This is a genomic window from Nocardia sp. NPDC001965, assembly GCF_053594175.1.
This window is the reverse complement of sequence record NZ_JBSFDZ010000057.1, coordinates 1-22,301: the sequence shown is the minus strand read 5'-3', so window position 1 is coordinate 22,301 and position 22,301 is coordinate 1. Positions and strand designations below refer to the sequence as shown.

17 protein-coding genes and 3 tRNA genes are annotated in these 22,301 nt (G+C 67.2%); 14 read left to right on the top strand and 6 right to left on the bottom strand.

Going from position 1 to position 22,301, the window contains the following annotated elements:
- Positions 1-47: 47 nt before the first annotated feature.
- The gene (locus ACWCPQ_RS33300) at positions 48-1,253 is read right to left on the bottom strand and encodes a L,D-transpeptidase (RefSeq protein WP_449906565.1); all 1,206 of its coding nucleotides are present in this window, start codon (positions 1,251-1,253) and stop codon (positions 48-50) included.
- A gap of 306 nt (positions 1,254-1,559) precedes the next feature.
- On the opposite strand from ACWCPQ_RS33300, the gene ACWCPQ_RS33295 reads away from it, so the two are divergent.
- Both ACWCPQ_RS33295 and ACWCPQ_RS33290 read left to right on the top strand, forming a co-directional pair.
- Positions 1,560-1,632, top strand: a tRNA-Lys gene (locus tag ACWCPQ_RS33295).
- A gap of 176 nt (positions 1,633-1,808) precedes the next feature.
- Positions 1,809-3,146: an MFS transporter gene (locus ACWCPQ_RS33290; RefSeq protein ID WP_449906562.1), complete on the top strand. Its 1,338-nt coding sequence runs from the start codon at positions 1,809-1,811 to the stop codon at positions 3,144-3,146.
- 9 nt (positions 3,147-3,155) lie between these two features.
- Here the strand turns inward: ACWCPQ_RS33290 and ACWCPQ_RS33285 are convergent, their stop codons facing one another.
- The gene (locus ACWCPQ_RS33285) at positions 3,156-3,764 is read right to left on the bottom strand and encodes a TetR family transcriptional regulator (RefSeq protein ID WP_449906559.1); all 609 of its coding nucleotides are present in this window, start codon (positions 3,762-3,764) and stop codon (positions 3,156-3,158) included.
- Between the two features lie 176 nt (positions 3,765-3,940).
- On the opposite strand from ACWCPQ_RS33285, the gene ACWCPQ_RS33280 reads away from it, so the two are divergent.
- The 6 genes from ACWCPQ_RS33280 (at position 3,941) to ACWCPQ_RS33255 (ending at position 9,052) form a co-directional block, all read left to right on the top strand.
- Positions 3,941-4,999, top strand: a complete 1,059-nt coding sequence (locus tag ACWCPQ_RS33280) for a ferredoxin reductase (protein ID WP_449906556.1) — start codon at positions 3,941-3,943, stop codon at positions 4,997-4,999.
- Positions 5,000-5,024: 25 nt separating this feature from the next.
- Complete coding sequence (locus ACWCPQ_RS33275) at positions 5,025-6,209, top strand: fatty acid desaturase family protein (RefSeq protein ID WP_449906553.1); 1,185 nt, start codon at positions 5,025-5,027, stop codon at positions 6,207-6,209.
- The gene (locus ACWCPQ_RS33270) at positions 6,209-6,559 is read left to right on the top strand and encodes a hypothetical protein (protein WP_449906551.1); all 351 of its coding nucleotides are present in this window, start codon (positions 6,209-6,211) and stop codon (positions 6,557-6,559) included. Before ACWCPQ_RS33275 ends, ACWCPQ_RS33270 begins: the two co-directional genes overlap by 1 nt.
- A 67-nt stretch (positions 6,560-6,626) precedes the next feature.
- Positions 6,627-6,947 (top strand): hypothetical protein, encoded by a 321-nt coding sequence (locus ACWCPQ_RS33265; RefSeq protein WP_449906548.1) that lies wholly within the window; start codon positions 6,627-6,629, stop codon positions 6,945-6,947.
- A gap of 140 nt (positions 6,948-7,087) precedes the next feature.
- Entirely contained in the window at positions 7,088-8,137 is a 1,050-nt protein-coding gene (locus ACWCPQ_RS33260; protein WP_449906545.1) for a mechanosensitive ion channel family protein, read from the top strand.
- A 150-nt stretch (positions 8,138-8,287) separates the two neighbouring features.
- Positions 8,288-9,052 (top strand): DUF4389 domain-containing protein, encoded by a 765-nt coding sequence (locus ACWCPQ_RS33255; protein ID WP_449906542.1) that lies wholly within the window; start codon positions 8,288-8,290, stop codon positions 9,050-9,052.
- A 52-nt stretch (positions 9,053-9,104) separates the two neighbouring features.
- On the opposite strand, the gene ACWCPQ_RS33250 is transcribed toward ACWCPQ_RS33255, so the two are convergent.
- The 4 genes from ACWCPQ_RS33250 to ACWCPQ_RS33235 form a co-directional block, all read right to left on the bottom strand.
- Positions 9,105-9,177, bottom strand: a tRNA-His gene (locus ACWCPQ_RS33250).
- A gap of 87 nt (positions 9,178-9,264) precedes the next feature.
- Positions 9,265-9,912, bottom strand: coding sequence for an oligoribonuclease (orn, locus tag ACWCPQ_RS33245; protein WP_449906539.1), 648 nt, complete (start codon positions 9,910-9,912; stop codon positions 9,265-9,267).
- Between the two features lie 83 nt (positions 9,913-9,995).
- The gene (cmrA, locus tag ACWCPQ_RS33240) at positions 9,996-10,799 is read right to left on the bottom strand and encodes a mycolate reductase (protein WP_449906537.1); all 804 of its coding nucleotides are present in this window, start codon (positions 10,797-10,799) and stop codon (positions 9,996-9,998) included.
- Between the two features lie 180 nt (positions 10,800-10,979).
- Positions 10,980-11,053: transfer RNA gene (locus ACWCPQ_RS33235), tRNA-Arg, on the bottom strand.
- Positions 11,054-11,188: 135 nt separating this feature from the next.
- Between ACWCPQ_RS33235 and ACWCPQ_RS33230 the strand changes: the two genes are divergently transcribed.
- The 6 genes from ACWCPQ_RS33230 to ACWCPQ_RS33205 all read left to right on the top strand — a co-directional run.
- Complete coding sequence (locus tag ACWCPQ_RS33230; RefSeq protein ID WP_449906534.1) at positions 11,189-13,228, top strand: cytochrome c oxidase assembly protein; 2,040 nt, start codon at positions 11,189-11,191, stop codon at positions 13,226-13,228.
- Entirely contained in the window at positions 13,229-14,197 is a 969-nt protein-coding gene (locus ACWCPQ_RS33225) for a threonine/serine dehydratase (RefSeq protein ID WP_449906531.1), read from the top strand.
- Between the two features lie 350 nt (positions 14,198-14,547).
- A complete protein-coding gene (locus tag ACWCPQ_RS33220; RefSeq protein ID WP_449906528.1) occupies positions 14,548-17,313 on the top strand; it encodes an ATP-binding protein in 2,766 nt (921 codons plus the stop codon).
- Positions 17,314-17,459: 146 nt separating this feature from the next.
- On the top strand, positions 17,460-17,960 hold the full coding sequence (locus ACWCPQ_RS33215) for a single-stranded DNA-binding protein (protein WP_449906525.1): 501 nt from the start codon (positions 17,460-17,462) through the stop codon (positions 17,958-17,960).
- A gap of 35 nt (positions 17,961-17,995) precedes the next feature.
- A complete protein-coding gene (gene ettA / locus ACWCPQ_RS33210; RefSeq protein ID WP_449906523.1) occupies positions 17,996-19,672 on the top strand; it encodes an energy-dependent translational throttle protein EttA in 1,677 nt (558 codons plus the stop codon).
- A 93-nt stretch (positions 19,673-19,765) separates the two neighbouring features.
- Positions 19,766-22,301, top strand: a 2,536-nt coding sequence (locus ACWCPQ_RS33205; RefSeq protein ID WP_449906521.1) for an NAD-glutamate dehydrogenase domain-containing protein, incomplete at its 3' end; no start/stop codon positions are given.

Here is a 22,301-nt window from a genome sequence, read left to right as displayed (position 1 = left end):
GCCGGGCCCCGGTGGGGGTCCGGCATCGGCTCGGTCGTATCGGGACGTCAGGTCTGCGCGTTGCCCGCTTTCCACTCGGGCCACGGGATGTTCCAGTCACCCAGGCCGTCCACCCCGGGCAGCACGGGGCCCACGGTGTTCGTCACGATGGCGATATCGCCCCGCTTGGCCGTGTTGTACACCCACTGGGCGTCCTCGGGGCTGAGGTTCAGGCAGCCGTGACTGGTGTTGGTATTGCCCTGTGCTCCCAGCGACCACGGGGCCGAATGGAAGAAGATCCCGCTGTAGGACATCCGGGTGGCCCAGTCGACATCGGTGCGGTACCCGGTGGGCGAGTTCACCGCGACGCCGTAGGTGGACGAGTCCATGACGATGTGCTCGTGCCGGTCGGCCAGGATGTACACCCCGTTGTTGGTGGGGGTGTCGTCCTTGCCCATCGACGTCGGCATCGTCCGGATGACCTGCCCGTTCTTCTCGACCGTGACCATCTTCGTGTTGTCGTCGGCCTTGAAGACGACCGCGTCACCGATGACGAAGTTCGAGTGGATGTCGTCCTGGCCGTAGAGCCCGTTGCCCAGGTCCTTGCCGTAGACGTTCACGTCGATCGTGACCTTGGTGCCGACGTTCCAGAAATGTTCGGGACGCCAGCGGACCTCGCGGTTGTTCACCCAGTAGAACGCGCCCTCGACCGGCGGGTCGGTTTTGATGGTGATGGCGTCCTGCGCAGCCTTGCGATCGGGGATGTTCTCGTCGAACTGGACCGCGACCGGCTGGCCGATGCCGACGACCTCGCCCTCGCCGGGCACCAGGTACGGCTTGGTGACATTACCGGGCGCCGTTGTGGTGAAACTCATACCCGCAGTGGACGCGCCGCCCAGTCCGTTGGCCCGCGCCTGCAGCCGGTAGGTCTTGCTGTAACCGAGGGGCTCGGTGGTGGACCAGCTGCGGCCGTCGGCCGCGAGCTGCCCGGCCACCGGCTGATCATCCGGATTGAGCAGGGCGACATCGGTGAACAGGCCGTCGGTGATCTCGAACTTCATCCCCGCGGCCGGGGAGACGCCGATATCACCGTCCTTGACGGGGGCCACGAGCTTGGGCTTGATCAACTCGGTGATGGGATTGCGGTCGATGGCGACGGTCCCGTCCGTGGCCTTCGAGGACGTGCAACCGGTCAGCACCATCGCGACCAATGTGACCAGGACCAGCGGTCCGAGTATCCAACGGACCGGCCTACGCCGATCGCCTGTACGCATATCAACCCCGTTTCAAGTCCCGGCGCACCCGCTACGCGCCGATGGCTTCGGATCCGACCGATTACCGCTCACCTCGACCCACGGCGGCGGGATCGGTCGAGACCACGTCCAACTATTCTGCCAGCCGTGTGGGGGTGATCCCAATCGCCGATGATCACGTCCGGCGCCACTGGCCCACCAAGACATAGGCTTCCGCGCGCCTTCCGTTACCGGTGTCGGCCGGGTCACACCCGTCCGACCGACTATCGATTTCACTTCTGCGGCCCGAGCCTGTTAATGTCTGTCCCGCACCGATCGACGGGGCATGCGCCATTAGCTCAATTGGCAGAGCAGCTGACTCTTAATCAGCGGGTTCGGGGTTCGAGTCCCTGATGGCGCACTTCGAGTCGAAAGACATTTCCGACTATAGGGTTTGCGCTCGGCGCCCGTACATTCGAACGGCCCAGACGTGATCAACCCGCTATCTTGCCGTATTTCGACCGTGGCTGGGCCCCGGTCATCGGCCACTCGGTCGTAGCCCGGTCTATCCGCCCCGGATCCATTAGGGTGCGCGGTATGAGCGAGGCGAACGCGCGGGTGGGGCGCGGGCAGGTGGTCGCGTGGGGATTCTGGGACTGGGGGTCCGCCGCGTTCAACGCAGTGATCACCACCTTCGTTTTCGCGGTATACCTCACCGACAGCGTGGGCGACGATCTGCCGGGTGGTATCTCGGCCAGCGCCTGGCTGGGCTGGGCGCTCGGATTCGCCGGTCTGGTCGTCGCGGTGACCGCGCCGGTCACCGGTCAGCGTTTCGACGCGACCGCGAACCGTAAACGTTCGCTCGGCATCATGACCGCGGTCGTCGTGATCCTGACGGCGGCGATGTTCTTCGTTCGCGACGAGTACTCCTATCTGTGGCTCGGCCTGGTGCTGCTCGCGCTGGGCTCGGTTTTCCTCGAGCTCGCCACCGTGCCCTACAACGCGATGCTGCGCCAGGTGTCGACCCCGGCCACGCTCGGCCGGGTCTCCGGATTCGGCTGGGCCATGGGCTACTTCGGCGGCATCTTCCTGCTGCTGATCTGCTATTTCGGGTTCATCGCCGGTGACGGCCCGCAGCGTGGGTTGCTCGGTGTGCCCACCGCGGACGGGCTGAACATCCGGCTGGTCGTGGTGCTGGCCGCCGTCTGGTTCGGGGTTTTCGCACTGCCGGTGCTCTTCGCGGTTCCCGAGGTGTCGCGTACCCGGGCCGATCCCGGGGCCGCGAGCGTGGGTCTGCTCGGCTCCTACCGGGTGCTGTGGCGGGATCTGCGGGAGCTGTGGGCCCTGGACCGGACGGTCATCTGGTTCCTGCTGGCCAGCGCTGTTTTCCGGGACGGCCTGGCCGGGGTCTTCGCCTTCGGTGCGGTGCTGGCGGTACAGGTGTACGGGATCAGCGAATCAGATGTGCTGCTGTTCGGGATCGCCGCCAATGTCGTCGCGGCGCTGGGCGCGATCGTGGCGGGGCGGTTCGACGATACGGTCGGGCCCAAACGGGTGATCGCGGTCTCGCTGCTGTCGGCGGTGGTGTGCGGGGCCGTCCTGCTGGTGGTGTCGGGCGCCGGGATGTTCTGGATCTTCGGTCTGGCTCTGACCCTGTTCGTCGGTCCGGCGCAGGCGTCGGCGCGGTCGTTCCTCGCCCGGCTGACGCCGCCGGGGCGTGAGGGGCAGCTGTTCGGGCTGTACACCACGACGGGGCGGGCCGCCTCGTTCCTGGCACCCACCCTGTTCGGCCTGTTCGTCTGGGCGTTCGGGGCCGACCGTGCCGGTATCGGCGGGCTGCTGGTGGTGTTGGGGGCCGGGCTGATCGCCCTGCTGTTCGTGCCCGCTCCGGACGCCTCGGGGCGGGAGCAGCCCGCGCAGACACCGGTCGCGTGAGGCCGGTGCTCAGGGCTTCCAGGCGCCCATGCCGAGGGCGATCAGGCGGATCTGCTGGATCGTGCGGTCGATGACCGCCGGTTCCTCGCGCGGGGTCGCGGCGACATAGTCGGCGATGCCGTCGATCACCGTGGCGACGAGCAGGTCGGCCGCCACTTCCAGATCGCTCGGTGACCATTCGTCCAGCGCCGGGATCCGGGACAGGTCGGCCACCAGTTCGCGCACGATCAACTGCAGTTCCAGCGCGATGGCCGAACGCAGTGCCGGACTGCCGCCGCGCTGCTCACGGATCAGAAACCCGTACAGCTCCCGTTTCCGGCCGACCTCGCCGAAAACGAAACGTACGGTCTCCGAGAGCCGGGCGTCGGGTGTCCGGCGTAGCTGCCGCAGCGCCAGGCGCAGCGCCTGGACGCCCTCGTCCACCAGCGTGGCGCCGAGGTCGTCCAGCGAATCGAAATGCCGGTAGAAGGCGGTCGGGACGATACCGGCCGAGCGGGCGATCTCACGCAGGCTCAGTGCGCCGAAACCACGTTCCGCGGCCAGTGCCAGCGTGCCGACGAGTAGGGCCTGCCGGGTGCGCTCCTTGCGCTCGACGCGGCTCGCTCCCTGATCCGTCATTTCAGTGAGCATACAGCCGTTCACCATTTACCCTTCTCCCTTTTGTCGTCCGCGTCACATCTCTTACTGGTTGACAGTCCCGGCGGGGTATCCGGCACACTGGTTGAGTGTACAGGCGTACACCGAAATGAATTCAAGCTCGTGACGTGACCGACAGACAGGGACGGAGAACTCCCATGGTGGCCCTCCTCGATCTGGTGCAGACCCTGACCACACCGCATCCGGTGGACCGGTACCTGGAACTCGTGCGACCAATGCTCACCGTCCGCGATATGCGGGCCCGGATCGTCGACGTGGACCGATCGGTCCCGGGCACGATCTCGCTGAGCCTGCGCCCGACCCGGCAGTGGGACGGGCTACGCGCCGGCCAGTTCGTGCAGCTGGGTGTGGTGATCGACGGAGTGCGGCAGCTGCGCTGCTATTCGCCGGTGAACTCCCAGCACGACCGCCGCCGCCGGCTCGACCTCACCCTCCGGGTCCATCCGCACGGTCTGGTGTCGCGGTATCTGCACGAACACGCCCGCCCCGGCATGATCGTGGACCTGGAACCGGCCTCCGGGGTGTTCCATCTCCCGGACCGGCGGCCGGGGCGGGTCCTGCTGATCAGCGGCGGCAGCGGCATCACACCTGTGCTGTCCATGCTGCGCACCCTCGTCGACGAAGGGTTCTCCGGCGAGGTGGTGTTCCTGCACTACGCGCGGTCACCGGAACTGGTGCCCTATCGCGCGGAACTCGCCGAAATCGCTGCCGCCCATCCGAATATCGCCATCGAGATGCGGTACCCGGAGCGGGACGGCCGAGGTTTCGACCGCGACGAACTCGGGCGGGTGGCCCCCTGGTTCGCCGACGCGCAGACCTACCTGTGCGGGCCGCCGCCGCTGATGGAATCGGTGCGCGAGGTGTACGCCGGCGCGGAGCTGAGTGAACGCCTGCACACCGAGGAGTTCGTGGCCTCCACCATCGCGGTGGACAGTGCGGAGGTCGGCGGAACCACCACCTTCTCCGCCAGCGGGGTAGCCGCGGAGAACACCGGGGCAACGCTTCTGGAGCAGGCCGAGGGTGCCGGGCTCCGGCCGGAGTTCGGGTGCCGGATGGGCATCTGCTTCTCGTGCACCTCGGTCCGGCGCAGCGGATGCACCCGCAACTTGCGCACCGGCGAACTGGAGGCCGACCCCGACCAGCCCATCCAACTCTGCGTCCAGGCCGCCGTCGGCGACGTGGACATCGAGATCTGATATCTGAGACGAAGGGGAGAAACAGATGACCATCCTCACCGAGACCAAGGACGGACCGCTGGTCCTCTCGCCCGATCAGGTCGAGGAGATCGGCCGCACACTCGACGAACTGCGCGATCGTATCGTCGCCGACCTCGGCGAACGCGATCGTCAGTACATCTACGACATCATCAAGGCGCAGCGCGGTTTCGAGATCGCCGGTCGCGGCCTGATGTACCTGGGTTTCCTGCCGCCGTTCTGGCTGGCTGGCGTGGCCGCGCTGAGCTTGTCGAAGATCCTCGACAATATGGAGATCGGCCACAACGTCATGCACGGCCAGTACGACTGGATGCGGGAGCCGGGCCTCAATTCACGTGTCTTCGAATGGGACAACGTGTGCCCGGGCGACCAGTGGAAGCATTCGCACAACTACATGCACCACACCTACACCAACATCCACGGTCGCGACCGGGATATCGGCTACGGCGTGCTCCGGATCGACGAGGGGCAGGACTGGAACCCGTACTACCTGGGCAACCCGGTGTACGCGTTCCTGCTGATGGTGTTCTTCGAGTGGGGCGTGATGCTGCACGACCTCGAAGCGGACAACATCGTCAAGGGCAAGCGCAGCTGGTCGGACCTCAAACCGCTGATCAAGGGTCAGCTCCGGAAATCCGGTCGGCAGGTACTCAAGGACTATGTGGCGTTCCCGCTGCTGACCGGTCCGCTGTTCCTGTCCACCCTGGCCGGGAACGCGACAGCGAACCTGGTGCGCAATGTGTGGGCCTACTCGATCATCTTCTGTGGGCATTTTCCCTCCGGTGTGCAGACGTTCACCGAAGAGGAGACCGCGGAGGAGACGCGGGGCGAATGGTATGTCCGGCAGATGCTCGGATCGGCCAATATCTCCGGTAGCCCGCTGTTCCACATCATGTCCGGGAATCTGTCGCACCAGATCGAGCACCACCTGTTCCCGGATCTGCCGGCCAACCGGTATCCGGAGATCGCCCCCGAAGTGCGCGCGCTGTGCGAGAAATTCGGGCTGCCCTACAACACCGGCCCGCTCGGCAAGCAGATCGGTTCCGTCTGGGCCAAGATCTTCCAGCTGGCTCTCCCGCCGCGGGTGCTGGAGTCCCGGCTGGCCAAGTTCCTGCCCGCTGCGCTGCGGAAACAGCCCGCTGCCGGTGTTATCGTGATGCGTCAGCAGAGTCCAACCGAAGCGGGCGTGTGATGATCGGCAAATTCGAGGCCAACAAGGATCTGATCCAGGAACTCACCTCGTCGGGCGCGCGCCGGGTCGGCAATATCGCGGGCATCATCACCGGCACTGTCTCGGAGGTGACCCGCGAAATCGGCGAATGGATCACCGACGCCATCGAGATGAACGAGGCCGCCGCCGCGGCCCGCCGGGATGCCGCCGCGGCCGGCGGCCGTGAAGATCACGCCGATGTGCGGGACAGTGCGGAGAGCCGGGATGTAGAGACCGGCTCCGCGCCGGTTCCGGGTTCCGGGGCGGTGCTCGACGCCGATATCGTCGACGCGGAGACCGCCGACCCGGGCCCCTCCGGCAAGCGGTACTGATCCGGATCGGAAGCCGCTCGGTGGGACAACTCACACCGGGCGGTTATCCATGGGCTAACCTCTGGTCGTGCCCGCCTATATCTCCTCGCCGGAGCTGACCTTCGGTTTCCTCTTCGCGCTGGAGGATCCCGAGCGGATCGCCGAGGTGGTGCGCGACCTCATGGAGCGCAAGACCGTATCGGTCTTCCGGCTGGCCCGGCTGTCCGACGACGACGGCCCACCGGAACGCTATGTCGTGAACTGGGCGGCGATCCCGCAGATATCCGTCACCACCAGCGCACCCGACGAAGCGGAACTGCGCGCTGAGCGGGTGATGCTCGTCAATGCCTTCCTGGGCGACGCGGGCGAGGTCCGGTTGTATTCGTCACAGGGGCAGGCGCCGCAGTAATCCGCAGGCCGCCCGCCCGCCGGTCCGTCCATCCGCCCGTTCGCGGGATCCCCGTGACTGGTGGTGATCCGTCGTTATCGAACTGTAGCCTTGGGGCCGGGGTTCCTGATCGAGCGATGGGTGATTGAGGAGTGGACGCAGTGGAGAACGTGATACGACTGCTGATCGTATTCGGGGGCACGCTGGTGGTGACGATCGCGATCGGCTGGGCCATCGACCGCGGGCTCCGTTACTGGTCGACCCGGCACCCGAATACCACCATTCCGAGCCTGCTGCGCCGGATCCAGCTGCCGTTGCAGCTGTTCCTCGGTTTCGCGGCGCTCCGGATCACCTACCCCCTGGCCGAGCTCGAGCTGCGGCAGGACGTGGTCATCCTCAGTGTGCTGGCCACCATGGTCACCATGTCGGCGGTCTGGCTGGTCGTCCGGATAGCCGACGCCGTGGCCGACGGCCTGCTCAACAGCTACTCCCGCCGCGCCCGTGATCCGCGCCGGGTGCGCCAGCTGAACACGCAGTTCACGCTGATCCGCCGGATCACGACCGCGGTACTGGCGGTCGCGACCGCGGCCATCGCCATGCTGGTCATGTTCCCGGGACTGCGCGTCCTGGGCACCTCGCTCCTCGCTTCGGCCGGCATCATCGGCATCATCGCCGGTGTGGCGGCCCAATCCACCCTCAGCAACCTCATGGCCGGTCTGCAGATCGCCTTCGGCGATTCGGTGAAGATCGGCGACACGGTCGTGGTCGAGGGCGAGATGGGCACTGTCGAGGAGATCTCGCTGTCCTTCCTGACCGTGCGTATCTGGGACGATCGTCGGCTGACCATGCCGGTGTCGTACTTCAACAGCAAGCCCTACGAGAACTGGTCGCGGGGCGGGCCGCAACTCACCGGCACGGTTTTCCTCTATCTGGACCACAGCACCCCGGTATCGGCGCTGCGCGAGCATCTCTACGCCTATCTCAGCGACCACCCCGATTGGGACGGCCGCAGCTGGAATCTGCTGGTGACCGACAGCACTCCCACGGGGATCGAGGTCCGGGCATCGATGACCGGCCGTGATTCGGATGCGGTGTGGTCGCTGCGCTGCGCTGTTCGCGAAGAACTGATCAGCTGGCTGAACGCGCAGCATCCGGGCGCGCTGCCGCGGCTGGCCGCGCTGGACGGTCTGGAAAAGTCCCCGGCTCGCTAGTCCGCGGGCCGGGGGTGGGCTCCCGTTGATCTCGATGCCGTGTCGGTACGGCGGGACGATCACGAATATATGTGTGATAGCTCACAATTGAGGGGCGGCCGAGCCGGTTGGGTCGGCCGGACCAGCACCCTCTAAGGAGCGTTGATCACGATGCCTGCTCCCGCCGGATACCCGGTCCGAGTCCGCGGCGATCTGGACCCCGCGCTGTCGCGCTGGATGTGGATCGTGAAATGGCTTCTCGCCATTCCGCACTACATAGTTCTGTTCTTCCTGCACATCGGTTATGCGGTGGTCACGGTGATCGCGTTCTTCGCGATCCTGTTCACCGGTAGATATCCCCGCGCCCTGTTCGACTACAGCGTCGGCGTCATCCGGTGGACCTGGCGCGTGAGCTTCTACGCGTGGTCTCCGGCGGGGACCGACCGATATCCGCCGTTCTCGCTATCGGCCGATGACGACTATCCGGCGGATCTCGCCGTCGACTATCCGCCGACCCTGCATCGCGGCCTCGTGCTGGTGAAATGGTGGCTGCTGGCGATTCCGCACTACCTGATCATCGGCGGTATGACCGGTGCCGCGTGGCTGGTCGGTGTCGACGACGCGGACGGCACGGTCAGTGCCGCGGGTATCCCGCTGATCGGTGTCCTCACCTTCGTCGCCCTGGTCGGTCTGCTCTTCGCCGCCCGCTATTCACAGGGGCTGTTCGATTTCGTGATGGGGATCAACAGGTGGATGCTGCGCGTACAGACCTATGCCTCGCTGTTGCGCGACGAATACCCACCGTTCCGATTGGATCAGGGAGCCCGGGACGAGGTCGCGCCCGTGGCCGGGACAGGCGCGCCCGTGGTCGATACGGGCAAACCCGCGGTCGATACCGATGAGTCCGGTGGCGAGGAAGGAAAGCCCGAGGTCTGAATCCGGTCCTAATGAAAGAGCCCGAGGACCTGTAGGTCCTCGGGCTCTTCAGGGTGAGTGACGGGACTCGAACCCGCGACAGCCAGGATCACAACCTGGTGCTCTACCAACTGAACTACACTCACCATCACCGATTCGCACCGGCGGCCTAGATAGTAGCGCGTCCACCCCTCCGCAAGCCAATCGGTTACCGGTGTGCCGGTCGGCCGAGCCTACGACCGGTCGTCTCCGGTGTGGTCGGATCCACTGCCGGAACCGGCAGCGGCAGCGACCTCGGTGGCGATCGCCGATATCTCCGCGGTCGACGGTCCCGGTGCGGGGACGAACGCGGTCCGCCGGTAGTACTCGAGCTCCCGGATCGATTCCTTGATATCGGCGAGCGCGCGATGGGCCAGGCCCTTCTCCGGCTGGCCGAAATAGATTCGCGGATACCAGCGGCGGCACAGCTCCTTGATCGAGCTCACGTCGATCATCCGGTAGTGCAGATGCGCGTCCAGTTCCGGCATGTCCCGGGCGATGAAGCCGCGGTCGGTGGCGATCGAATTGCCGGCCAGCGGCACCACGCGGGCGGTGGGCGCGTACTGCTTCACATAGTCGAGTACCTGCCGCTCGGCGTCGGCGAGGGTGACTTTGGACTGCCGCACCTCTTCGGTGAGGCCGGACCGGGCGTGCATATCGGCGACCACTTCGGGCATCGCGGCGAGCGCCGCGTCGTCGGCGTGGATCACGATATCCACGCCGTCACCGAGCACATTCAGATCGCTGTCCGTCACCAGGGCGGCCACCTCGATCAGTTTGTCGGTGGCCAGGTCGAGCCCGGTCATCTCGCAATCCATCCACACCACTAATTTGTCCGACACTCGCACCACCCTAATCAGCCGCGCTGTCCGGCAGGCGCAATCGCCACCTCCACTGTGCGGAAAGGTCTCCGGAGCGGGCGGGATCAGCCGCCGAGCTTCTTGTAGAAGGCGCCCGCGATCGGGGCGGTGACCGCCCGGGGCCCGTAGTTGCCCGCGGTGCTCATACTCTTGCCGATCAAGCCGGGTACCACCCGCATCTTGTTCCGGGCCAGCGCGTCGATCGAGATACGGGCCGTGTATTCGGAGGACACCCAGAGGAAGTCCGGAACCATCCGGTCGACCAGAGACGCGTCGGCGGGGTCGGGGGTCTCGGTGCGTACGGGTCCCGGTGCGAGCAGGGTGATGTGCACGCCGGAGCCCTTCAGCTCGCCTCGCAGCGATTCGGCGAAGGTGTTGGCGAACGCTTTGCTCGCCGCGTAGGTCGCATTGTTCGGGATGGGCATGTTCCCGGCCGCCGATCCGCTCACCAGGATGCCCCCGGCGCGGCGCGCCAGCATCGCGGGCAGGACTGCCAGGGTCAGATCGTGAACGGCGACGGCGTTCAGTTCCAGCTGGTCGCGTTCGTAGGCCGGATCCAGGTCGGCGAGGGGGCCGAAGGTCGCGATCCCCGCGTTGTTGCAGAGGACGGAGATATCGCGGCCGGCGAGTTCCTCGGTGAGCGGAGCGCGCTGTTCCCGGTCCGCGAGGTCGACGGCGCGGACCTCGGCGGTGATGCCGTGGTCCCGGGTCAGCCGGTCGGCCAGTTCCTCGAGAACCTCGCCGCGCCGCGCGACCAGGATGAGCGAATGGCCCCGCCGGGCCAGTTCGGTGGCCAGTGCGGTTCCGATTCCGGACGAAGCTCCGGTGACCACGGCGCGGCTGTCGGCGGTAGGCGAAGGCAAACCCATTCCCGACACCCTAGAGGGCGCGGCCGTCGAGGCCCGCCCGCAGCCCGGCGCACGAGCGGAGCGAATGCGGGGATCTCGGAGCGGATGCGGGGATCACAGCCCGGGATTGTGGGTTTGGGCCTCGTTCCAGGGGGTACACCCACTCCGACTGGCCCGAACAGCTCAGTCGGGTGGGTGGAGCGCCCCCGGCAGGAATCGAACCTGCGACCTAGGGATTAGAAGGCCCTTGCTCTATCCAACTGAGCTACGGAGGCAGTGGTTCCACCATGGCGGACAACGGCCCCGCTGTCCAGCTGAAAAGTGTAGCGATCGACCTGATCGTCTCTTTTGGGCTGCCCGGAAACAGCCCCGCCGGGCCGGACCGGGCCCACCGAACTACTCTCGAACCTATGTCGTCAGCCCAGGCCCCCGCCGCCGAACCCGTTACCGAGGCCGGTCGGCCCGGCGGTTCGGCGGCCGTCGGGGCCGTGCTGACCGTACTCGCCGCGGCGCTCGCGGCGGTCGTGTCGATGATAGTGGTCGGCCTGTCGGCCGCTCAGGCGCTGAGCCTGCTGGGCATCCCGGACCCGGGCGCGCTGACCACGTACGGGCTGCCGGCGGTCCGGGCATTGTCGGATCTGTTCGCGGCGTTCACCGTGGGCGCGCTGCTCTTCGCGGCGTTCCTGGTGCCGCCCCAGCGCGGCGGGCTCCTCGATGTGGGTGGCTACCGGGCGGTACGCCGGGCATCCGGTCTGGCGGTGGGGTGGGCGGTATGCGCCGCCCTGCTCGTGCCGTTGACCGTGTCCGACAGCACCGGACGTCCGGTCACCGAGATCCTCGAGCCGCAGGATCTGTGGGGTGTCGCGAACGAGATCGAACTCGCCGGCACCTGGCGGCTCACCGCGATCGCGGCGCTGGTGCTGGCCATCGGTTGTCGGCTCGCGCTGCGCTGGGGCTGGACCCCGGTGCTGTTCGCGGGATCGATCGCGGTCATGATGCCGCTCGCGCTGACCGGGCATTCCGCATCGGGCGGCGCCCACGATGTGGCCACCAACAGCCTGATTCTGCATCTCATCGCCGCGGCGGTGTGGGTCGGTGGACTCGCCGCACTGCTGGTGCACGCGCTGCGTGACGGAACCCATACGGCCCTCGCGGCCCGGCGTTTCTCCGCGGTGGCTCTGGTGTCCTTCGTGGTGCTGGCGATCAGCGGGGTGGCGAACTCCTGGGTGCGGGTGCCCATGGACGAACTGTTCACCACTACCTATGGGCGCCTGGTGCTGGCCAAGGCGGCCGCGCTGGTGGTGCTCGGGGTGCTCGGCTGGTTCCAGCGGCGCGCGGCGCTGCCGGCGCTGGCCGCCGATCCGGAGAATCGGCGCGCACTCGCCCGCTTCGCGAGTGTGGAACTGCTCGTCTTCGCCGCGACGATGGGACTGGCCGTAGGGCTCGGCCGCACCCCGCCACCGGCCCCCACCAGCGTGCCGACCCCGATGGAGGTCGAGCTCGGCTACAACCTGGACGGGCCGCCCACTGTGGCACGGCTGCTCTTCGACTGGCGTTTCGATCTGATCTTCGGCACCCTCGCCATAGTGTTGGCAGTGCTGTATCTGCTGGGCGTCCGGCGGTTGCGGGCGCGCGGTGACGTCTGGCCGGTCGGCCGGACCGCCGCCTGGTTGCTCGGCTGCGCGGTCCTGCTGGTCACGACCTCCTCGGGAGTCGGCCGGTATGCGCCCGCCATGTTCAGCGTGCACATGGGCGCGCATATGGCCCTGTCGATGCTGACACCGATCCTGCTCGCGCTGGGCGGTGTGGTGACGCTCGCGTTGCGGGCGCTGCCACCCGCCGGCCGCGACGGTGCTCCCGGTCCGCGGGAATGGATCCTCGCGGCCGTGCACAACCCGGTCTCGCGCTTCCTCACCCATCCGATCGTGGCCTCGGTACTTTTCGTGGCCGGGTTCTACGCCCTCTATCTGGGCGGGATCTTCGACACCTACGCCGATTCACATACCGCGCACCTGTTGATGAACGTGCACTTCCTGCTCAGCGGATACCTCTTCTACTGGGTGGTGATCGGTATCGATCCCAAACCGCGCCGGGTGGAGCCACTCACCAGGCTGGCCATGGTGTTCGGCTCGCTACCGTTCCATGCTTTCTTCGGTGTCGTGCTGATGGGGATGAGCACGGTACTCGCCGGTTGGTTCTATCGCAGCCTGGATCCGGGCTGGCACGTCGATCTGCTCGGCGATCAGCGGACCGGGGGAAGCCTGGCATGGGCCACCGGTGAGGTCCCGCTGGTCGTGGTGATGCTGGCGCTGCTGATCCAGTGGTCGCGCAGTGACGCGCGGCTGGCGCGGCGCACCGACCGCGCCGCGGAACGCGACGACAACGCGGAACTGGCCGCGCACAACGCCATGTTCGCCGAATTGGCCAAGCGAGATCGGGCAAGTAGGTAGATGACCGAGCAGAAAATCCCGCTGACACCTGTGCAACCGCTCCGGCGTATCTACCGCTCGGATGTGCGGGCCGCGCGTCGGCGCCTCACCGGCCGCATTCGAAAGACCCCGGTCTTCCATACCGCTGTCCCGGGGCCTTCGGGACCGGTGCCGATCACGCTGAAACTCGAGTATCTGCAGCACGGTGGCACATTCAAGGTGCGCGGTAGCTACAACGCGCTGCTGTCGGAGCGGGTGTGCCCCGAACATGTCGTGATCGCCTCGGGCGGAAACGCGGGGATCGCGGCGGCGCTGGCGGCGGCCGGGATGGGTAAGACCTGCACGGTGGTCGTCCCGGAATCGGCGCCGCACACCAAGGTCGCCGCGATGTGGTCGCACGGCGCCGAGGTGCGCTGGCACGGGACCACGTATGCCGAAGCCTACGATCACGCCTGCGAGATCACCGCCGAGCGTGGAGCACTGCAATTGCACGCCTACGATCTGCCTGCCGTGGTCGCCGGGGCCGGGGTGATCGAACTGGAGATCGAGGAACAGGTGCGCGGCCGGCCGCCGATTCTCGTCGCGGTCGGCGGTGGCGGATTGATCGGCGGAATCGCGGCCGCCGGCGGACGGCGGCGGGAGATCGTGGGCGTCGAACCCGAGGGCATTCCGACCCTGAACTCCGCGCTGGCCGCCGGTGAGCCCGTGGATGTGGGGGTCTCCAGCATCACGGCCGACGCGCTGGGTGCGTCCCGAATCGGTGAGATCGCCCTGGATGTCGCCCGGCGCTACGGAGTGCGGTCCACGCTGGTGACCGACGACGCGATCACCGACGCCCGGGACTACCTGTGGCGTGAGTTCCGGATCGTCGTCGAACTCTCGGGTGCGGTGGCATTGGCGGCGATTTTGAGCGGTGTCTACGTACCGCGTGAGGGGGAGCGGCCGGTAGTGGTGCTGTGCGGAGCGAATACGGAACTGCCGGTGCTCTGACCCGGGGATCCGGATGCGGCCACCGGGCGGCGATTGTCCCCGCGGGCTGCCGGCGATCGCCGGGCAACCCCGATGGAAAGCTTCGCGACCGGGGCCGGCGCCGACCGGGGTAGTGCCCGCCCGACGGGGCTCCCGGCCGGCCGAACCGGCGGTCGGCGGTTCGGCGGTACCCAGCCGCTTCCGGGGTGCGGGGTCGCCCAGCTGGTAGTCGATGCCGGTGATCGGCATCGTCGAGACCGGCCCACCGTTTCCGGTATGTCCGTTTTCCGCTGGTGGGGTGGATGCCGATCACAGTCTCCGCCCGTGATCGGCGCATGCGGCGCAGTGGTCGTATGCCTACACTCATGCGGGTGCAGCAATCTTTCGCGACAGTGTTCGTCGGTCGCGACGCCGAGGTCGCCGCTCTGGTCTCGTGCGGACGATCCGCGGCCGCCGGACGCGGCACCGTCGCACTCGTGGAAGGCGAAGCCGGGATCGGCAAGACAACGCTGCTCGCTGCCGCCGGACAACAGTTCGCACAACTCGGTTTGCAGGTGCGTGCCGGTGCGGCCCGCGAAGTCCAGCAAGACGTCCCGTTCTCCGCGGTGGCCGGGTGGCTCGCGACCGAGGAAGTGCCCGGCACCGACTCCGATCCGATCCGGACCCTGCTCGACGGCGCCGACCAAGCCGGCGACGCAGCGGTTACCCACGAATTCGCACTCGCCGAACTGCTGCTCGAACAGATCGGTACGTGGTGCGCAGACCAGCCCGTCGCGTTGCTCCTCGACGACGTCCACTGGGCGGACCGATCCAGTCTGGCGGTTCTGCACCGGCTGGCGACGCTCGCCGATCGGCTACCGCTGGTCCTGGTCCTCGCGACCCGGCCTTTCCCGGCAGATCCGGCCTTCGGGGTGTTGACAGCCACCCTGACCGCCTGTGCCGCCTCCACCGTCCGGCTCGGTGCGCTACCCGATGCGGCGGCGGCGACCATGGTGCGGGAGATGGTGGGCTCGGCGCCCCCACCGGCGCTGCTGCGCCAGGTCGCCGCAGCGTACGGTCATCCGCTGCACATCACGGAACTGGTCGCCGGCTCGCTGCTCGACGGCGGCGCGGGATCCGGTCGGCCGGTGGGTTCCCTGGCCGAAGCTGTCTGGCGCCGGGTCGATTCGCTGTCGCGTCCGACACGTGACCTGCTGCCGATGGCCGCCGCGCTCGGCCCCAAGGTCGACGTCGCGGAACTGGCCGCCGTGCTGGACGGCCACCTCATGGAAGTGTGGAGCGCGGTCGCCGAGGCGACGGATGCCGGCCTGCTCACCATGGTCGATTCCGAGCTCACCTTCCGGCACGATCTCATCCGGCACGTCCTGGCCGACCGGCTGCCGGCGTCGCTGCGGTCCGATCTGCTGCGCCGGGCCGGGCTGGTACTGCAGACGACGGGTGCACCGATCGAACGTGTCGCCTACTACCTGACCATCGGGGGACGCGATCTCGACCCGGCGAGTCTGCAATGGCTGCTCTCGGTTTCGGACTCGCTGATCGTGCGCGCACCGGAACTGGCGATGCGGCTGCTGACCCGGATAGTCGACACCGCCGGGCTCGATACGGCGACCCGGGCGGCGCTGATCCGGATGCGGACCCGTGCCCTGCTGTGGAACGGGCGGGTCGAACAGGCCGAAGCCACCTTGCGAGTCGCGTTGCGGCACCGGCCCGAGCATGCCGATGACCCGGGGCTGCGCTGGCTGCTGGCTCATGTGTGCCATGCCCAGGGCCGCTTGGCCGAGGCCGTCGAAGTCGCCGAGACGGCGCTCGCCACTTTGGATCTCGGCGAATCCGACGCGGCCCGGTTCCTGGGCCTGTGCGCGCTGGACAATTTCTTCCTGGAGCGGTTCGCCGAAGCCGAGCGGGCCGGGCGGCGGGCGGTCGAGCTGGGCCGCCGGGCGGGCAACGCGCTGGCCACCGGATACGGGCTGATGGCGCTGGGGGCGGTGCGCTACACCCACGGCTATCTCGACCGCGCGCTGGAGATCAGCACCGAATCGCTGACCGTGCTACAGGACGCGGCCGGATCGGACCAGATCGATCCGTATGTGCTCTACGCGCATTGCCTGATCGAACTCGACCGGCCGACCGCCGCGCTGGAGGCACTACAGACAGCCATCGGGCACAATCGCCGGACACACGGGGTCTACCTGGCGCCCAATCTGATGGCCGAAGCGCGGCTCTTCCTGCTCAGCGGTCGCTGGGACGAGGCGATCGAGGCCTGCCGCGCCTGTCTGGAGGCACCGGATGTACTCGGTTATGCGCCGGTCGCGCACAGCGTGACGGCTCTGATCGGGCTGCACCGCGGTGCGCCCGTGCCCGCTGAGGTGCTCGGCCCGGACGATAACCTGGGGACCGCCGGGTACGGGTATATGCATCCCTGGGTCACCGCTCTCGTGCACGAGACCCGCGGTAACCCGGAACCGGCGCTGCGATTACTCGTCGAGACCCATGCGAACCTGGCCACCGGGATGAGCGCCTCGACGCTGCACTACATCCTTCCCGATATCGCCCGCCTGGCCTTCGACGCCGGCGACGGAGCGGCGCTGCGCGGGGCACTGGTGGCCGCGGAGGAATCGGTGGCCAGGCAGTCCACCGCGTCGCGGTCCGGTATCGCGCAGTTGTGCCGCGGGCTGGCCGGGAGCGACCCGGACGCGCTCTTCGCCGCCGCGCGCGAGTTCGCCCGCTGCGACTGGCCGCTCTATCAGGCCCAGGCCTATGAGAATGCCGCGATCGTGCTGGCCGCGGGTGGGCGTGGCACGGACGCACGGAATGCCCTCGAATCGGCCGTGCAGCTGTACTCCGGGCTGGGGGCTTCGTGGGATACCGCCCGTGCGGTGGCGCGGGTGCGCAGGTACGGAATCCGCCGGGGTGTGCGCGGCCCGCGAAACCGTCCGAAGACGGGCTGGGCGTCGCTGACCGATACCGAACGCGCGGTGGCGGTTCAGGTGGCGGAGGGCAGTTCGAACGCCGATATCGCGGCGCAGATGTTCCTGTCGCGCCGGACCGTCCAATCGCATGTTTCGAGCATTCTCGCCAAACTCGGGGTGCGTTCGCGGCGGGAGATCGCCGCGGCGATGCCGGCGTCCTTCCACTGAACCGATCCGGCCGGTGCTCGCTCTTTCCACAAGTTCCCTATTGCGCCGGAGTTGTCCACAGATCCGATTCCGCGCAGCCGTCGCCGGTCCGGAGGCCGCACGATGAACAGGGTTCCCGGGACCGCCGGGTGAACGGAGGGGTGGAGATGTACGAGGCAGTGGCGACCGTGGTCGGTACGGTGGTGACCGAGCCGGTCAAACGCGATTTGCCCAGCGGCGAGCAGATGATCGGCTTCCGGCTGGCGAGTACCGCGCGGCGGCTCGACCGCGAAACCGGTGAATGGGTGGACAATGGGGTGCTGTTTCTCTCCGTCAGCTGCTGGCGGCGGCTCGTGGCAGGGGTGGAGGCGTCGATCCACCGGGGCGATCCGGTGATCGTGCAGGGCCAACTCCGGTCCAACGAGTACCGCACCCGCGACGGTGCCGAACGCCGTGATCTGGAGATGCGGGCGCATACTCTGGGACCGGACCTCACCCGCTGCACCGCGCGGGTGGAGCGTCGGCGAGCCGGGCAGCCGGGGACGGGCGGGAATATATCCGCTGGTCCGGACGCTGCGTCTGCCGAAACTGGGGTGGTGGGGGAACAGGACGATCCGAAGGTGGAGCGGTTGGCGCGGGACAATGTGCCCGTGAACGCCGACGTGTGAAACCGCACCGATGTTTGACGGATAGGGTGATCGCTATGGCTGAGTTCATCTACCAAATGAAGAAGGTTCGCAAGGCGCACGGCGACAAGGTCGTCCTCGACGACGTCACCTTGAACTTCCTTCCCGGCGCCAAGATCGGCGTTGTCGGTCCGAACGGCGCCGGAAAATCCAGCGTCCTGAAGATCATGGCCGGATTGGACCAGCCGAACAACGGTGAGGCCTTTCTCGCGCCGGGCGCCAGCGTGGGGATCCTGCAGCAGGAGCCGCCGCTGAACGAGGAGAAGACGGTTCGCGGCAACGTGGAGGAGGGCCTCGGCGAGATCAAGGTCAAACTCGACCGGTTCAACGAGATCGCCGAGCTGATGGCCACCGATTACTCCGACGAGCTCATGGACGAAATGGGCAAGCTGCAGGAGGACCTGGACCACGCCGACGCCTGGGACCTGGACTCCCAGCTGGAACAGGCTATGGACGCGCTGCGGTGCCCGCCGCCGGACGAACCGGTCACCAATCTGTCCGGTGGTGAGCGGCGCCGGGTGGCGCTGTGCAAACTGCTGCTGAGCAAGCCCGACCTGCTGCTGCTCGACGAGCCCACCAACCATCTCGACGCCGAGAGCGTGCTCTGGCTCGAGCAGTTCCTCGCGCAGTACCCGGGTGCCGTCCTGGCGGTCACCCACGACCGCTACTTCCTCGACAACGTGGCCGGCTGGATTCTCGAGCTGGACCGCGGCCGGGCCATCGGATACGAGGGCAACTACTCCACCTATCTGGAGAAGAAGGCCGAACGGCTCGCGGTCCAGGGCAAGAAGGACCAGAAGCTGCAGAAGCGGCTCAAGGACGAACTCGCTTGGGTGCGCTCGGGTGCCAAGGCGCGCCAAGCGAAGAACAAGGCACGTCTGGGCCGCTACGAGGAGATGGCCGCGGAGGCCGAGAAGATGCGGAAGCTGGACTTCGAGGAGATCCAGATCCCCGCCGGGCCGCGACTGGGCAGTGTCGTCGTCGAGGTCGAGCATCTGGACAAGGGCTTCGGCGATCGTCAGCTGATCAAGGACCTGTCGTTCACCCTGCCGCGCAACGGCATCGTCGGTGTGATCGGTCCGAACGGTGTCGGTAAGACGACCCTGTTCAAGACCATCGTGGGCCTGGAAGAGCCGGACAGCGGAACGGTCAAGGTCGGCGATACCGTCAAATTGAGCTACGTGGACCAGTCCCGTGCCGGGATCGACCCGGGCAAGACCGTATGGCAGGTGGTTTCGGACGGACTCGACTACATCGAGGTCGGTCAGCAGGAGATGCCGTCCCGGGCGTATGTGAGCGCCTTCGGATTCAAGGGTCCGGATCAGCAGAAGCCGGCCGGGGTGCTCTCCGGTGGTGAACGCAACCGGCTGAACCTGGCGCTCACCCTGAAGCAGGGCGGCAACTTGATCCTGCTCGACGAGCCCACCAACGACCTCGACGTGGAAACACTGGGGTCGTTGGAGAACGCATTGGAGCAGTTCCCGGGCTGTGCCGTGGTCATTTCCCATGACAGGTGGTTCCTGGACCGCACCTGTACGCATATCCTCGCTTGGGAAGGTGACGCCGACAACGAGGCCAAATGGTTCTGGTTCGAGGGCAACTTCGAAGCCTACGAGGCCAACAAGATCGAACGCCTCGGGCCGGAAGCCGCACGGCCGCATCGAGTGACACATCGCAAGCTGACCCGCGGGTAACGCCGCGGGACTTTTCCCGCTGCCCGCGTTCGGGTCTACCCTCGGGATCGGTGTCGGTGTGTCCGAGAAAAACCGCATTCAAGGGAGTGGGAAATGACGGTCTCGTCCGAATTGTCCAGCGAGGCATGGGCTGCCGAGTTGCCGGATACGCTACGTGCCGACCTCGGCAATCTGGAGGACGGATACTTCCGGCACGTCGAGACCGAGGACACCGATTGTGAGATCACCGCGCCCAACCTCACCTTCCGTGCCCACCTGACCCTGGCCCTGACCCGTGACCCGGGTCAGGGCCTCGTGCGGGTCCACCACCCGGACGACGGATCGGGGCTGGGTGCGGCGGTGCAGCTCGTCACCGACGATATGCCGATGCTGGTCGATTCGGTGACGGCGCTGTTCGGCCGGATGGGTGCCACGATCAGCGAGGTCATCCACCCCATCTTCACGGTCGAACGGGATTCGAGCGGTACTCTCACCGCCGCCCATCTGCACGAAGCCGGACTGCGCCGCGACGGCAACGCCGAGGGGCGCGAGTCCTGGATCCATCTCCAACTGCACCCGGCGACGAGCGCTCGGCTGCTCGACGAGATCGCCGCCGCCGTACCGGACGTCATCAAGGATGTGCGACAGGTGAGCAGCGATACCGGGGCGATCCATGCCATCCTCGACGAATTGGCGACACGGCTCGAACAGGCCGGTGATTCCGCGGCCGCGGCCGCGGCCGATATCGAGCCGGCCGACTGTGCCCGCCTGCTGCGGTGGATGGCCGACGACAACTTCACGATGCTGGGCTACGCCCGATACCGGAGCGAACCGGGCGCGGAACTGCCGGTGCCCGTGCCGGATTCCGAGCTGGGAGTCCTGCATCCGGGGACCGCGACCGGTTTCCAGGTGCCGATCACGGCCGGTGCCCGTCCGCTGCTGCGGATGACCCAGGGCCTGATTCCGGTCGCCATGCAGCGCGCGGTGTACCCGTACTACATCGGCGTGGCCGATCTGGACAGCGCGGGCGAGGTCCGGGGTGAGCACCTGTTCGTCGGTGTCTTCACGGTCACCGCGCTGCACGAGAACGTGTTGGATATTCCCGTGGTGGGGCAGCGGGTTCGCGCCGCCATCAAAGGCAGCGGATTCGATCTGGACTCGTTCTCGGGCCAGGCCATGCTCGAAGTGATGCAGGGTTTTCCGCGGACGGAACTCTTCTCCTCCGATGCCGCGACCCTGCGCCGTACCACCACCGCCGTGCTCAACGTCGGATTGCGCCGCCAGGTTCGGCTCTTCCTCCGGGTCGATCCCTATGGCCGGTTCGTCGCCGCCATGGTGTATCTGCCGCGCGACCGCTACACCACCGCGGTCCGGCTCGAGATGCAGGACATCCTGGTCCGTGAACTCGGCGGTGCCTCGATCGACTACTCCGCGCGGGTCAGCGAAAGCGAACTCGCCAGCGTGTATTTCACCATCCGGATGCCGAGCGCGGACACCACCGAGGCGCCGGTGTCCTCCGCGGAGGAGATCTCCGAAGCCGACCGGGTCCGGATCCAGAACCTGCTCGCGGAGGCGAGTCGTACCTGGGACGATCACCTGAACGATGCGGTGAACGCGTCGACCGTACTCGACCCGCGGATCGTGCGGCGCTATTGCGAAGCCTTCCCCGAAGGGTACAAACAGGACTTCAGCGCGCGGCGCGCACTCGCCGATATAGATCGGCTGGAGCGGCTGGCGCCGGGCAGTATCGATCAGCATCTGTACCGGGTGGCCGACGCCCCCGCGGGATCGTGGCGGTTCACGCTGTACATCGGTGGTTCCGGAATCTCGCTCAGCCAGGTGCTGCCGGTGCTGCAGAGTTTGGGCGTCGAGGTGCTCGACGAGCGGCCGTATCGGATCAGGCGCGAACGGGACGGCGGTGAACCGGCCGAGGAACGCTGGATCTACGATTTCGGCCTGCTGGCGAGCAACGAACTGCTGCGTGGCGCACTCGACCAGGATCTCGACGCCGAACTCCTCGAGGTGGCGCCCGATACGCTCGCGGCCCCGAAGACCGAAGCCGTCGCGGCCGAGCGGGTACGCGACCGCTTCACCGCCGCGTTCGACGCGCTCTGGTACGGCCGGGCCGAGGCCGACGGCCTGAACGAGCTGGTGCTGCGGGCCGGGCTCTCCTGGCGGGCGGTCGCCGTGCTGCGGACCTACGCGAAATATCTGCAGCAGGCGGGTTTCCCGTACAGCCAGGTCAATATCGCCCGGGTCCTGCACACCTACCCCGATACGGCGAAACTGTTCGCGCAGTTGTTCACCGCCCGATTCGATCCGGACAGCCATTCCACCGAGCTGGCCACCGATATCGAAGAGCACCTGCGTGAGCGAATCGACCAGGTGGTCAGCCTGGACGCGGACCGCATCCTGCGGGCGATCCTCGGGCTGATCCGGGCGACGCTGCGTACCAACTACTACGTCACCGATACCGACGGCGCCTCCCGCGACTTCATCTCGGTGAAAGTGGAACCACAGGAAATCGCCGAACTCCCGCAGCCGCGGCCGAGGTACGAGATCTTCGTGTATTCGCCGCGGGTGGAGGGTGTGCATCTGCGGTTCGGTGCGGTGGCGCGTGGTGGTTTGCGGTGGTCGGATCGGCTGGAGG